Genomic DNA, 15357 nt, shown 5'->3' with positions numbered 1-15357 from the left:
TAGCGCTCGGGGGTGTCCCCCCGGCGGAGGAAATATCCACCCGGGGTTCACCTGGAGGCGGTCCGCTAGGTTCGGCGGTTGTGGACCGCGAATTCTGGATCTCCGAGCTGACCGACGACGACCTGCCCGCCGTGATCGCTCTGTGCCGGGACGCGCTGGATCTCCCCGAGGACGCGGCCGAGGCCGCCGAGATCGTCCGGCGGCTGCGGCAGACCGACAGGCGGACGGGTTTTCTGGCGGTCGCCCCCGGCGATCGGGTGATCGGGGTCGTGCTCGGCTCGATCTCCCACCGGGACTCCTCGATCGGCCACGTCGACCTGATCGCGGTCGACCCGGGCGAGCGTCGCCGCGGGGTCGGCCGGGCGCTGCTGGGCCGGGTCGAGGGCGCGCTGGCCGGGCTCGGCGCGGACGATGTGGTGCTGGCCGGCAACGCGCCCTGCTACGCCTGGCCGGGCATCGACGTGCGGTACACCCCGGCGGTCTGCGCGGCGATGGCGCTCGGCTTCGCCCAGGACCAGCCGGCCTGGAACATGACGGCCTCGTTGCTCGATCTCGCGCCGACCGCGGCGGAGGAGGAACGGCTGGCCGGCGAGGGCGTCACGATCCGCCGGGCGCTTCCTGCCGATTCCGCCGGTCTGGCCGAGTTCGCGCTGGCCAACTGGGGTTCGGGCTGGGCCGGCGAGATCGTCGACTCGATCGGGCGGCCGGGGGCCGGCTGCCACCTCGCGGTGGAGTCGGACGGCACCCTGCTGGGCTTCGCGGCGTACGGCTCGTCGCGCCCGAGCTGGTTCGGCCCGATGGGCACCACGGCGGCCGCCCGGGGCCGGGGCATCGGCTCGATCCTGCTCCGCCGCTGCCTGGCCGATCAGCGCGACAGCGGCCTCGAGTCGGCTCAGATCGGCTGGGTGGGACCCGTCCCGTTCTACTCGACCGCAGTGGGCGCCCGAGTCGAACGGGTGTTCTTCCTTTATCGCAAACAACTCTAATTCGCCCCAATTAACCCGCTTCGCTCCCTAGCCTCAGCGTGTGGGGGGCTTGGGGATTCGTCAGGCGGTCGCGGCACTGATCGCGATCGGGGCACTGCTGCTGGCCGCGACGGCGCTCGCCATCCACCCCGCCGAGGCGGCCATCACCACCCCGTTCACCACCCGCTTCGACGTCAACACCAACGGGTCGATCCTGCTGCGCGGCAACACGGTGCTGACCTGCCCGAGCACACCGGCCTGCACGGCCGCCCGGAACGGCTCGGGCACGGGCGCGGCGCTGAACAACAACAACTACACGATGATCTACACCGACGCGGACGGCGATCCGATCGGTACGTTCAACGACAGCAACGCCATGATCACCATGCCGCCGGGCAGCACCGTACTGTTCGCCGGCCTCTACTGGGGTGCCAACTCCATCCTGGCGAACCGCAACCAGGTGCGCTTGCGCACTCCGGCCGGCTCGACCTGGAACGCGGTGACCGCGTCCAGCCTCTACGCCAACTCGACCTTCTACCAGGGCTTCGCCGACGTCACCGCGCTGGTCGCCGGGGCCGGCAACGGGGTCTACGGGGTCGCGAACATCCAGGCCTCGCTGGGCGGCGGCCAGTACGCGGGGTGGTCGCTGGCCATCGCCTATCGGAACCCCGCCGAGGACATGCGCAGCCTGCGGATCTTCGACGGCTTCGGGACCATCCAGAGCGGCACCATGGACATCCCGATCACCGGCTTCGAGACGCCGCACTCCGGCACCGTGCACGCCAAGATCGGCGCCGTCGCGTACGAGGGTGACCTGGGCAACGTCGGGGACAGCCTGCAGGTCGACGGCCGGGCCCTGACCGACGCGGCCAACCCGGCCGACAACTTCTTCAACAGCACGGTCAGCGAGTCGGGCGCACCGGTCAGCGGCCGGGATCCGGGCTACCAGAACACCCTCGGGTTCGACGTCGACCAGGTCGACGCGACCGGCATGTTCACCAACGGCCAGCTGGCCACCAAGCTGACGCTGACCACCAGCGGCGACACCTACTACCCCGGCGTGATCACGTTCAGCATCGACCTCTACGCCCCGAAGATCACCACGACCGTGACCGGGACCGACGTGGACGGCGGCGACCTGCTGCCGGGCGACACCATCGAATACCGGATAGACGTACGCAACGAGGGCAGTGACACCGCCGACGACGTGCTCCTGACCGATGCCGTGCCGCCGTACACGACGTACGTCCCGGGGTCGCTCTTCCCGAGCGCGACCGGCTGGCTCACCGGTGGCACAGTCAACTGGAAGCTGGGCAGCATCCCTTACTCCGGGACGACCTATGTCACCTTCCGGGTGACCGTGGACGTCGGCACCCCGCCCGGTTATGCCATCACCAACCTGGTGAACGTCAGTTACTCCGGGCGCACCACGAGCGTCTCCGTGGCCGGGCTGGCCGGCTCGGTCGCCACCCCGGTGCTCCAGCCGCACGTCGACCGGGCCGCCGCCCTGACCGTGACACCGGCGTTCCTGCAGCGCGCCGCCCTCCCGGACAACGTCACCTACACCGCCACCGTCACCAACGTCGGCGGCGATCTCGAACCGGCCGCCCGGGCGGTGCTGACCCTGCCCGCCGGCGTCACCCCGGACACCCTGCCGGCCGGCTGCGGCGCCACCCTCCCGGTGGTGACCTGCGCCCTCGGCCCGCTGGTGGCGGGCAGCTCGGCGAGCGTGGCGATCCCGGCAGTGGTCGACGGCACGGCCGCCGACCATCCGGTCGCCGCACTGCGCGCGGACGGCGGCGGCGCGGACGGCGCCGCCGGCAACGACACCGACACCGCCGCGCTCGCGGTCAACGCGCCGCCGGTGGCGGTCGCCGACAGCGCCACCACGACCCACAACGCCCCGGTCAGCGTGCCGGTGCTGACCAACGACTCGGACCCGGACGACGCGCCGGCGACGCTCACCGTCTCGATCGTCAGCGGGCCGGCCCAGGGCGCGGCCGTGGTCGCCGCGGACGGATCGGTCACCTACACGCCGGTGCCGGGTTGGGCCGGCGCCGACCACTTCGACTATCAGGTGACCGACTCGCACGGCGGCACGGCCACCGCCACCGTCACGGTGACCACCGCGAACGTCGCGCCGACCGCTAACGACGACATGATCAACACGCCGACGAACACGTCTGTCGACCTGGATGTGCTGGTCAACGACGCGGACCTGAACGGCGACACACTCACCGTGACGGCGGTCGCCGCGCCGCCGCCGGCCGAGGGAGTGGTCACCTTCACCGGCACGCGGGTCACCTTCACCCCGACCGCGTCGTTCGCCGGCACGTCGCGGTTCGGCTACACGATCAGTGACGGCCACGGCGGCACCGCGAGCGCCGCCATCAGCGTGGACGTGGCCAACGCCGACCCCACCGCCGCCGACGACGTGCTCGCCGTGCCGGCCGCCGCCGCCGGGGTGCAGCTGCTCGTGCTCGCCAACGACACCGATCCGAACGGCGACTCGCTGGCCGTCACCGGGGCCGGCCCGCAGAGCGGCGTCACCGTCGCGGCGGACGGCCTGAGCGTGCTCTACACCGCCCCGGCCGGCTTCGCGGGCGTGGTGAGCTTCCCGTACTCGATCGACGACGGCCACGGCGGGATCGACACCGCGAACGTCACGCTCACCGTGGCCAACGCCCGGCCGACCGCCAAGGACTTCTCGGTGAACCCGGAATGCGGCGAGACGGTCACGATGGACGCGGTCCTGTTCTCGACCGACCCCAACTCGGACACGCTGCGGGTCTCCGGCACCACCGATCCGACGCACGGCACGGTCTCGCTCGACCCGTACGGAAAGCTCACCTATGTCCCTGACCTCGGGTTTTCCGGACCGGACAGCTTCACCTACACCATCGACGACGGCCACGGCGGCACCGACACCGGGCACGTCTCGATCCTCGTGAAGAACGGCGTGGCCGTGGCCCGGCCCGACGTGGTCACCGCGGTGCTGGGGCGGCCGCTGGCGATCCCGGTGCTGGCCAACGACGATCCCGACCCGAACGGCGACCCGCTCACCGTCACCGCGACGCCGGCCCAGCCGGTCGGGGCCGACCGGCGGATCACCTACACCCCGGCCGGTCTCGGCACCGACACCTTCGATTACGAGCTCGACGACGGGCGGGGCGGCACCAGCCGGACCACCGTCACGATCACCACCGTGAACACGGCGCCGACCGCCCGGGCCGACGCGGTCACCACCGACACCGACACCGCCGTCACCGTCGCGGTGCTGGCCAACGACGACGACCCGAACGGTCAGGCGATCACGCTGGCCGTGGTCGGCGCCGGTGCGCACGGCGCGGTCACCGACAACCACGACGGCACGGTGACCTACAGCCCGGCCACCGGCTTCTACGGCACCGACTCGTTCCTCTACTCGATCCGGGACCCGGCCGGGCTCACCGCCTCGGCAATCGTCACGGTCACGGTGCGCAACGCCGCCCCGGTCGCGGTCGACGACACCTTCCGGGTACGCGCGGACGTGCCCACCCGGCTCGACCTGCTCGCCAACGACCGCGACCCGAACATCGGCCAGCATCTGAGCGTGGCGTCGGTCGGCCCGGTCGCCAAGGGCACCGTCGGGCTGGCCGCCGACGGCACGGTCACCTACCGGGCGGCGGCCGGCAGCATCGGGCCGGACGGCTTCACCTACGTGCTCACCGACGACCTGGGCCGCACCGACACCGCCGACGTACGGCTCACCATCGACGGCCGACCAACCGCCGTGGACGACACGGCCGCCACCGCCGGGGCCACCCCGGTCGACGTCCCGGTCCTCGCCAACGACACCGACCCGGAGGCCCAGGCCCTGACCGTCGTCTCGGCCGCCACCCCGGGCAGCGGCCGCACCCGGGTCAACCCGGACGGCACCGTGCGCTACACGCCGGCCACCGGCTTCTCCGGCGTCGACACCTTCGGTTACACCGTCCGTGACCCGATCGGGAACACCGACTCGGCCCAGGTCCGGGTGCAGGTCGCGAACGCGGCGCCGATCGCCCGGCCGGACGTGGCCGCCGGACTCGCCGATCGGCCGCTCTACATCGACGTACTGGCCAACGACGACGATCCGAATCCGGGTCAGACCCTACTCATCGACGCCGTGGCGGGCTCGGCCAACGGCACCACCGGGGTGGTCTCGGGGCGGGTCCGCTTTCTGCCCGCGCGCGGGTGGAGTGGCCAGGACACCTTCGCCTACCGGATCAGCGACGGCCACGGTGGCACCGCCGGCTCGACCGTCACGGTCACGATCAGCAACGGCACGCCGGTCGCGCTCGCCGATCAAGGGACCACGCCGTACCGCAAGCCGATCACCCTCCGCGTGCTCGCCAACGACCTCGACCCGGGCGGCGACCTGGCGGTCCAGGCGGTGACCCAGCCCGCTCAGGGCACGGCCACGTTCACCGCGGACAGCGTCACCTACGACCCGCCGGAGGGCTTCGGCGGGCCCGTCACCTTCGGCTACAGCGCCACCGACGGAGCCGGACACAACACCTCCGCCCCGATCACCGTGACGGTCGGGGCGCCACCGACGGTGCCGGACCGGTCGGCGACCGCCGAGCCGGGTGGTTCGGTCGCGGTGCCGCTGCCGCACGAGGACAAGGGCGGCCGAACCGTCACCGTCACCTCGGTCGGCAAGCCGGCGCACGGTACGGCGGTGCTCAACGCCGACGGCACCGTCACCTACACCCCGGATCCGGGCTTCAACGGCGTCGACACCTTCACGTACGAGGTCGTCGACGCGGACGGCAACATCGCCACCGCCTCGGTCATCGTGACCGTGACCGCCCCCGCCGCCACCAACAGGCCCCCGATCGCGATCGCCGATCGCGTCACCATGGCGGCCGATGACACGGTGGTGGTGCGCCCGACGCTCAACGACAGCGACCCGGACCGCGACCGGATCACCATCGTCAAGCTCGGCACCCCGGCCCACGGCTCGGTGCTCGCCGGCGCCGGCGACACGGTCAGCTACCGGCCGGCGGCCGATTTCGAGAGCGGCACCGACACCTTCGACTACACCATCGCCGACGGACGGGGTGGTCTCGCCACCGCGACCGTGACCGTCCAGGTGAAGCCGCTGACGTCGCTGCCGGTGACCGGCGGCGACGTTCTCGTGCTGGCCCGGGCGGGCCTGGTGGCGATCGCGGTCGGCGCCGTCATCTACTGGATGGCCCTGCCCGCCAAGCCCACAAAACCTGATCAGCCCCGCAAACTCTGACTTTTACCCTTACCCGGCGGGACTTGCGCTGCACCCGTCCTGCTCTTGATCGTCCCTAACTTGAGACTCGGCCCTTTTCCCGATCTCCAGCCGAGGACGACAATGCCTGCTGCCGTTTTGCGCCTCCAGCCTCGCCGCGCCGTGGTGCTGATCGTCGTGCTCGCCGTCGCGATGACCGCCACCACGGTGCTCCTGGCCCGCCGGGCCGAGGCGGCGATCACCGACCCGTTCACCAGCCGCTTCCAGGCCAACACGAACGGTGCGATCATCCTGCGCGGCAACGCCAACCTGGCCTGCTCGACCAGCGACGCGGGCTGCACCACCGCGCTGAACGGCACGGCGACCGGCGACGCGTTGGACAACAACGCGTACGTCATGCAGAACATCGACACCGACAGCGACCCGACGACGTTCAACGCGAGCTCGTCGACCGTCTCGCTGCCCACCGGCAGCACGGTGCTGTTCGCCGGTCTCTACTGGAGCGCCGACCCGACCAAGGGCACCAGCGGCGCCGCGGCACCGACCGCAGCCAACCGGGACAAGGTCCTGTTCCGCACCCCGGCCGGGCCGGCCACCTGGAACAACGTCACCGCCGACAAGGTGTTCACGAACACCGGGATCCAGGCCTACCAGGGCTTCAAGGACGTCACGCCGCTCGTCTCGGGTGCCGGCAGCGGCGTCTACACAGTGGCGAACATCCAGGCGGGCACCGGCAAGGACCGTTACGCCGGGTGGTCGCTCGTGATCGCCTACAAGAACTCCGCACTGCCGATGCACAGCCTGCGCGTCTACGACGGGTTCGGCGTGGTCAAGGACGGCGACACCAAGGTGGACATCGCGGTCTCCGGCTTCCAGACCCCGCACACCGGCACCGTGAACGCGGCCGTCGGCACCGTGGTCTACGAGGGCGACCGCGGCAAGACCGGCGACTCCCTGCAGATCGGCACCGCCTCCAAGCCGCTCGCGTCGATGAGCGACGCCAAGAACCCCGCCGACAACTTCTTCAACAGCACCAACAGCGAGGACGGTACGTCCGTCGCCGGTCGCGCCCCGAACAACGACAACCTGATGGGCGTCGACCTCGACCGGTTCGACGCGTCGGGCAAGCTCGGCAACGACGAGACCACCGCGACCCTGCGCCTGACCACCGGCGGCGAGACGTTCTACCCCGGCGTCGTCACGTTCACCACCGACCTGTACGCCCCGAACGTGATCGTCACCCCGGCCGGCGTCGACCTCAACGGCGGCGACCTGCTGCCCGGCGACACCGTCGAGTACCGCGTCGACGTGCGTAACGACGGCACCGACACCGCGAACAGCGTCACGCTGAGCGACGTCGTGCCGGCCGGCACCTCGTACATCGGTGGCTCGCTGACCGTGGCCGGCACCTCCGTCACCGACGCGGCCGACGCCGACGCCGGCAAGATCACCGGTGGCACCACCAGCTTCGCCGTCGGCAACCTGGCCCCGGGCGCCACCAAGCGGGTCACCTTCCGGGTGCGTGTCGACATCGCCGACGCCCCCGGCACCACGATCGTCAACACCGCGAACGCCGACTACACGGCGGCCTTCACCAACGGGGCCGGCACCAGCAGCGGCACCTCCTCGATGACCGTGCAGCAGCCGAAGACCAACCTGGCGGCCACCCTGACCGTCGCGCCCGCCGTCGTGCAGCGCGCCGCCTCGCCGAACACCGTCACCTACACCGCCACCGTCAAGAACAGCGGCACCGACCTCGAACCCGCCCCCAAGATGGTGCTCACCCTGCCCGCCGGCGTCACCCCGGGCACCCTGCCGACCGGTTGCTCCGCCGCTGGTCAGGTCGTCACCTGCACCCGCCCGGCGCTGGCCGCGAACACCAGCGACAGCCTGCCGATCCCGGCCGTCGCGACCGGCTCCGCCGTCGCCCACCCGGTTGCCTCCCTGCAGGTGAGCGGCACCGGTCTGGACCCGGACTCGTCCGACAACACGGCCACCGCGACCCTGGCGGTCAACTCGGCGCCGGTCGCGGTCGACGACACCGCCCCGACCACCGACAACGCCACCCCGGTCGGCATCGACGTGAAGTCCAACGACCACGACGACGATGACGCGACCAGCGACCTCGTCGTGCAGATCGACACGGCGCCGGCGCACGGCCGGGTCGTCGTCAACACCGACGGCACCATCACCTACACGCCCCGGTCCAGCTGGGCCGGCCCCGAGACCTTCACCTACCGGCTGCTCGACGGCCGCGGCGGCAGCTCCGTCGCGACCGTCTCGGTGACCACCCGCAACGCGCCCCCGGTCGCCGTCACCGACAACTACAGCGCCAAGACCGGTGGCCCGGCGCTCACGTTCTCGCCGAAGGACAACGACACCGACCTCAACGGTCAGACCCTGAGCATCGCCTCGGTCGACCAGCCCGCCACCGGCGAGGGCACCGTCACGATCAGCGGTGACCAGGTCACCTACCTCCCGGACGCCACCTTCCAGGGCACGACGTCCTTCCACTACGTGGTCAGCGACGGCAACGGCGGCACCGACACCGGGACCATCAACATCACGCTGGCCGGCTCCGCGCCGGTGGCCGTGACCGACACCGCCACCGTCGCCTACGGCGGCAACGTGACGATCGACGCGCTCGCCAACGACGCCGACAACAACGGCGACCCGCTGACCATCACCTCGGTCGACCAGCCCGCCCACGGCAGCACGTCGGTGGTGAGCGGCGAGATCGTCTACCAGGCGCCGACCGGGTTCTCCGGCCCCGACACCTTCACCTACCACATCTCCGACAACCACGGGAACACCGCGACCGGCACGGTGACCGTGACCGTCGGCAACGGCCGGCCGACCGCCGGCCCGGTGACCGCGACGACCGGCACGAACACCGCCAAGACGATCGACGTGCTGGCCGCGGCGAGCGACCCGAACGCGGGCGACCACCTGACCGTCACCGGGATCACCACGCCGGCCCACGGCACGGTGGAGCGCAACGCCGACGGGACGCTCACCTACACGCCGACCACCGGTTACTCCGGCGCGGACACCTTCACCTACACCGTCAGTGACGGACACCCCGGTGGCAGCGCCTCCAACACGGTCAGCGTCACCGTGAACAACGCCCCGCCGGTGGCCGTCGCCGACGCCGTCACCGTGCCGGCCGACCAGCCCTCCACCGTGTCCGTGCTGGCCAACGACACCGACCCGAACACCGCCGACCACCTCACCGCCACCATCGACCAGCCGCCGCTGCACGGCACCGCCCAGGTCAACGCGAACGGCACCGTGACCTACACGCCGAGCTCCGGCTTCGTCGGCACCGACACGTTCCACTACCTGGTCGGGGACGGCAACGGCGGCTCGGACGGCGCCTCGGTCACACTCAGCGTGGTCAACTCCGCCCCGAGCGCCCGGCCGGACTCGGACGCCACCGACACCAACACCGCGGTGACCCTGGCGGTGCTCGCCAACGACACCGACCCGAACAACGACGCGCTGACCGTCACCGCCGTCACCGCGCCGGGCCACGGCCAGGCCGCCATCAACGCCGACGGCACCGTCACCTACACCCCGAGCAACGGCTTCTGCGGCACCGACACCTTCACCTACACCGTCTCCGACCCGTCCGGCACGGCCTCCACCGCCGTCGTCACGATCACCGTGCGCAACGCCGCGCCGATCGCCGTGGACGACGACGTCGTGGTGCGGCCGGGTGTCCTGACCACCCTCGACGTGCTGGGCAACGACACCGACCCGAACACCGGGCAGGGCCGCAGCGTCGCCTCGGTGGTCGCCGCCTCGCGAGGCACGGTCACGCTCAACGCCGACGGCACCGTCACCTACCGGACGTCCGCGACCAGTGGCACCGACACCTTCGACTACGTGCTCACCGACGACCTGGGCCTGACCGACACGGCCACGGTCACCATCACCATCGACGCCGCGCCGATCGCCGTCGACGACGTGGCCCCGGCCGCGTACGGCACCGCCGGCACCATCTCGGTGCTGGCCAACGACACCGACCCCGAGTCGGAGGCGCTGACCCTGGTGTCGGCGACAGCGGCCGCCCACGGCACGGCGGTGATCGTCGGCAACCAGATCCGCTACACCCCGGCGGCCGGCTTCTTCGGCACCGACACGTTCGGCTACACGATCAAGGACACGGTCGGGAACACCGCGACCGCCACCGTCACGGTGCAGGTCTCGCCGGGCGCGAGCGACGTCACGGCCGCCGTCCTCACCGGCCACTCGGTCGACGTCACAGCGGTGACCGACAGCCGGCTCACGGTCAGTCACGTGGACACGCCGGCGCACGGCACGGCCACGGTGGTGAACGGGAAGATCCGCTACACCCCGGCGGCCGGCTTCACGGGCACCGACACCTTCAGCTACACGGTGTCGGACGGCAACGGTCACACCGCCACGGCCACTGTGACGATCACCGTCTCGGACAGCGCCCCGGTGGCGGTCACGGACAAGGCGGCCACCGCGTACGGGAAGCCGGTGACCGTCCGGGTGCTCGGCAACGACCTCGACCCCAACGGCGGGCTCGCGGTCACCTCGACGACCACGCCCGCCCACGGCACCGTCACGTTCACCGGCGACAAGGTCGTCTACACGCCGGCGGCCGGCTTCTCCGGCTCCGACACCTTCGACTACACCGCCAAGGACGGCGACGGCCACGCGGTCACGGCCACCGTCACGATCACCGTCGGAGCCCCGCCGGTAGTGCCGGACAAGACCGCGACCGCCAAGCCGGGCACGGCGGTGCGGATCGCGCTGCCGACCACGGATCAGAACGGCACCCCGGTGACGATCAAGTCGGTGGGCAAGGCCAAGCACGGCGCGGTGAAACTGAACGCCGACGGCACGGTCACCTACACCCCGGCGAAAGGCTTCGCGGGCGTCGACACGTTCACCTACCAGGCGGTCGACGCGGACGGCAACCTCGCGACGGCGTCGGTCAAGGTCACGGTGACCGGTGCCAACAAGGCGCCGACGGCCAAGAACGACAAGGCCACGGTGGCGGCCGGCAGCGCGGTCGTGCTCAAGCCGCAGACGAACGACTCGGACCCGAACAGTGACAAGCTCACGGTCACCAAGATCGGCAAGCCCAAGCACGGTACGGCGGTGTTGAACGCCAACGGCACGGTCACCTACGCACCGGTGGACGGCTTCGCCGGCCAGGACTCGTTCAGCTACACGGTCAGCGACGGCCACGGCGGCACCGCCACGGCCACCGTCACCATCACCGTGGCGGCCGCGGTCACCGCCGGCGGTTCGGGCGGCAACCTCGCCCGGACCGGCGACAACCTGGTGCCGGTCGCGGTCACCGGCGCGCTGGTGGTGCTGCTCGGCGGGGCGATGGTCTGGTTCGGCGGCGGGCCCGGCCGACCGAGCCTGGCCCTGACCGGCCGGCCGCTCCTGACCCTGGCCGGCCGTGGGCCGGGTCGGCACCGGCCCGGCCGGCACCGAGGCTGAGAAAAGCAGTAAGGGCGGGTCGCCGAGGCGACCCGCCCTTACTGCTCGTTACGACTGGACTCAGAAGTCCATGTCACCGCCGCCCGGGGCGCCGGCCGGAGCCGGGTTCTTCTCGGGCTTGTCGGCCACGACGGCCTCGGTGGTGAGGAACAGCGCGGCGATCGACGCGGCGTTCTGCAGCGCCGAGCGGGTGACCTTGGCCGGGTCGATGATGCCCGCGGCCAGCAGGTCGACGTACTCGCCGGTCGCGGCGTTGAGGCCGTGACCCGCTTCGAGGTTGCGCACCTTCTCCACCACGACGCCGCCCTCGAGGCCGGCGTTCACGGCGATCTGACGCAGCGGGGCGTCGAGCGCGAGCTTCACGATCTGCGCGCCGGTCGCCTCGTCGCCGACCAGGTCGAGCTTCTCGAACGCGGTCTTGCCGGCCTGCACGAGCGCGACGCCACCACCGGGGACGATGCCCTCCTCGACGGCCGCCTTCGCGTTGCGAACGGCGTCCTCGATGCGGTGCTTGCGCTCCTTGAGCTCGACCTCGGTGGCCGCGCCGACCTTGATGACCGCAACGCCGCCGGCCAGCTTGGCCAGGCGCTCCTGCAGCTTCTCACGGTCGTAGTCGGAGTCCGACTTCTCGATCTCGGCACGGATCTGGTTGACCCGGCCCTGGATCTGCTCGGCGTCGCCGCCGCCGTCGACGACGGTGGTCTCGTCCTTGGTGATGACGACCTTGCGGGCGGTGCCGAGCAGGCTCAGGTCGGCGTTGTCGAGCTTGAGGCCGACCTCTTCGCTGATGACGGCGCCACCGGTCAGGATGGCGATGTCCTCCAGCATGGCCTTGCGGCGGTCACCGAAGCCCGGGGCCTTGACGGCAACGGACTTGAAGGTGCCACGGACCTTGTTCACGACCAGGGTGGCCAGGGCCTCGCCCTCGACGTCCTCGGCGATGATGATCAGCGGCTTGCCGCCCTGCATGACCTTCTCCAGCACCGGGAGCAGGTCCTTGACCGCGGAGATCTTGCTGTTCGCGATCAGGATGTAGGGGTCGTCGAAGACGGCCTCCATACGCTCCGCGTCGGTCATGAAGTAGGCCGAGATGTAGCCCTTGTCGAAGCGCATGCCCTCGGTGAGCTCGAGCTCGAGACCGAAGGTGTTGCTCTCCTCGACGGTGATGACGCCTTCCTTGCCGACCTTGTCCATGGCCTCGGCGATGATCTCGCCGACCGTGGTGTCACCGGCCGAGATGGAGGCGGTGGAGGCGATCTGCTCCTTCGTCTCCACGTCCTTGGCCAGCTGCTGCAGGGCCTCGGAGACGCTGGCAACGGCAGCCTCGATGCCCCGCTTGAGGGCCATCGGGTTGGCACCGGCGGCCACGTTGCGCAGGCCCTCGCGAACCAGGGCCTGGGCGAGGACGGTCGCCGTCGTCGTGCCGTCGCCGGCCACGTCGTCGGTCTTCTTGGCGACCTCCTTGACCAGCTCGGCGCCGATCTTCTCGAAGGTGCCCTCGAGCTCGATCTCCTTGGCGATGGATACCCCATCGTTGGTGATCGTGGGGGCGCCCCACTTCTTCTCGAGCACGACGTTGCGGCCCCGGGGGCCGAGCGTCACCTTGACGGCGTCGGCGAGCTGGTTCATACCACTCTCGAGGCCGCGACGAGCTTCCTCGTCAAATGCGATGATCTTGGCCATACGGCTGTGTCCTCCTGGACATACGCGGTGCCGGGCCGCTTGGCCCCGCATTCCCGCACGGTACGAACTCTGCGGACGTCACCACCTGGCGATGTGACGTCCTCAGGCCGAGCCGGATAGCCCGCGACGACCGGCCCCGTGCCCCGGCGCCGATGGCGGCACCGTGACCGAGACCCCACCGTCCCGACCTGCTTGGCACTCAGCAGTCGCGAGTGCCAATGACTTGTTTAGCACTCCCTGGGGGCGAGTGCAAGGAAACGCGGGCAGCGTGGGATCAGTCGAACTCCGGCGCCGACAGCGCCGCGTAGAGAGACCTGCTGGTCACCGGCCCTTCAGCCCGGCGTGCCTGGCCGTACGCCACGACCGAGGCCATCGCCCAGAGCAGAACCAGCGGGATCGAAACCAGCGTCGAGGCGAGCCCACCCCACGCCGTGTCAGCCAGCCGGGGCAGCACGGTGACCGCCAGCGACGCGACCACCAGGCCGGTCAGCGGCGCCATCGAGATCAGGTGCATCGCGCGGCGGCCGCCGCTGCCCCGCTCGACCAGCACGACACAGCCCAGCATCCCGGTGAAGGTGAGCACACCGGTGGAAAGCAGGGCCAGGGCGAGGGCGAGCGGCACCGTCACCGACGGGGCGATCGCGATGCGGTCGACCGACAGGAGCACCGGCAACGCCTGCGTGAGCAGCCCGAACGGGGTGAACCACAGCCAGACGGCACGCAGGCGGTTGGCCACCAGGCGCCACACCGCGCCCGGCCGGGGCGGCACGCCGAGCGTCGCCCGGTAGACCGCCACCGCGACCGTGCCGGCCAGGCAGATCACCAGGGGCAGCACGGAGACCGTGAAATAGGCCAGCCACATCAGCGGGAGCAGCAGCAGCCCGAAGCCGCCCAGCAGGTCGGAGAGGGCCGGCGCGGCCACCACGGTGTCGTCGACCCGGCCCACGAAGAAGTGCATCGGCAGCGCCGCCAGCAGGCCGACCGGCAGCAGCAGCAGACCGCACCGGAGCAGCGTGCGGCCGAACCGATCGAACCACCCGGCCAGGCCGGAACCGGGCGGCGGGATCAGCGGGTCGTGGTCGTCGACGGCCGGCTCGGCCGGCGCGCCCCGGTAGGGCAGCTCGGCCGTGCGCGACTCGGGGTCGAACGGATCGGCCGGCTCGACCACCACGTCACCGACGACGTGCAGAGCGTCCTCACCGCGGTCCATCGACACACTTTGCCCCAGGCGTCCGGTTCTCGGCAACAGGTTGCCGGAGCAGGCCACGCAGGGTAGGCAGGACCCGTGGACAGCTGGCGGGTGCACCGGGTGACGGCGGACGACGCGGCCCGGATGCGTGCGCTGCGCCTGGAGATGCTGGCGGACAGCCCGCTCGCCTTCCTGGAGACCCTGGCCACCGCGGCCGCCCGCCCGCACGAGGCCTATCGGCAGCGAGTCGCCCAGGCGGCCCGGGGCGGCCGGCTGGCCCAGTTCGTGGCCGACCCGGGTGAGCGGTCCCGGCTGCTCGGGCACGCGGGCGGCACGGTGCTGCCGGACGACCCGGACGAGACGGTGGTCTTCACGGTCTACGTGACCCCGGCCCAGCGCGGCGGCAAGATGCTGGCCGAGCTGATCGAGGCGGTGGCCGCCTGGTCGCGTACGACCGGCCGGGAGAGGTTGATGCTCGAGGTGGCCGAGGGCAACCGGCGCGCCATCCGGGCGTACGAGAAGCTGGGTTTCGAGGACACCGGTGAGCGGGTGCCGCACCCGGTGCTGCCGCAGCTGACCGAGCTGCGGATGCGGCGGCGGCTCTGAAGGGTCGGGCCCCACACTCGACGGACGTCGGGGCGACCGAGTGCCTCAGTGGACCGGTGAGGCAGCGATGGCCACCACCCGAGCGGGTGGCGGCCATCGGCACAAGTTTTGGTCGGGAGGACGAACGCACAGCGCCTCCGGCGCTGGGTCGTTGGGCACCTCGAGAGATTGTCGCCAAGCTC

6 protein-coding genes are annotated in these 15357 nt (G+C 71.3%); 4 read left to right on the top strand and 2 right to left on the bottom strand.

What is annotated here, in order from left to right:
- Positions 1–80: 80 nt before the first annotated feature.
- The 3 genes from Afe05nite_RS00955 to Afe05nite_RS00945 all read left to right on the top strand — a co-directional run bounded on the left by Afe05nite_RS00955 (position 81) and on the right by Afe05nite_RS00945 (position 11697).
- Positions 81–986 (top strand): GNAT family N-acetyltransferase, encoded by a 906-nt coding sequence (locus tag Afe05nite_RS00955; RefSeq protein WP_203814971.1) that lies wholly within the window; start codon positions 81–83, stop codon positions 984–986.
- A gap of 40 nt (positions 987–1026) precedes the next feature.
- Entirely contained in the window at positions 1027–6231 is a 5205-nt protein-coding gene (locus Afe05nite_RS00950; protein ID WP_239117455.1) for an Ig-like domain-containing protein, read from the top strand.
- Between the two features lie 102 nt (positions 6232–6333).
- Positions 6334–11697 (top strand): beta strand repeat-containing protein, encoded by a 5364-nt coding sequence (locus Afe05nite_RS00945; protein ID WP_203814970.1) that lies wholly within the window; start codon positions 6334–6336, stop codon positions 11695–11697.
- A gap of 60 nt (positions 11698–11757) precedes the next feature.
- Here Afe05nite_RS00945 and groL read toward each other — a convergent pair whose 3' ends face one another.
- Together groL and Afe05nite_RS00935 are read right to left on the bottom strand one after the other, a co-directional pair.
- Complete coding sequence (groL, locus tag Afe05nite_RS00940) at positions 11758–13380, bottom strand: chaperonin GroEL (protein WP_203814969.1); 1623 nt, start codon at positions 13378–13380, stop codon at positions 11758–11760.
- A 274-nt stretch (positions 13381–13654) separates the two neighbouring features.
- Positions 13655–14590: a hypothetical protein gene (locus tag Afe05nite_RS00935; RefSeq protein ID WP_203814968.1), complete on the bottom strand. Its 936-nt coding sequence runs from the start codon at positions 14588–14590 to the stop codon at positions 13655–13657.
- A 75-nt stretch (positions 14591–14665) separates the two neighbouring features.
- Between Afe05nite_RS00935 and Afe05nite_RS00930 the strand changes: the two genes are divergently transcribed.
- The gene (locus Afe05nite_RS00930) at positions 14666–15175 is read left to right on the top strand and encodes a GNAT family N-acetyltransferase (protein WP_344222997.1); all 510 of its coding nucleotides are present in this window, start codon (positions 14666–14668) and stop codon (positions 15173–15175) included.
- Positions 15176–15357 lie beyond the last annotated feature (182 nt).

It is taken from the genome of Paractinoplanes ferrugineus, assembly GCF_016862195.1.
Classification (GTDB): domain Bacteria; phylum Actinomycetota; class Actinomycetes; order Mycobacteriales; family Micromonosporaceae; genus Actinoplanes; species Actinoplanes ferrugineus.
Note: the sequence above shows the minus strand (reverse complement) of the source record. Positions and strands in the feature narration are given on the sequence as shown.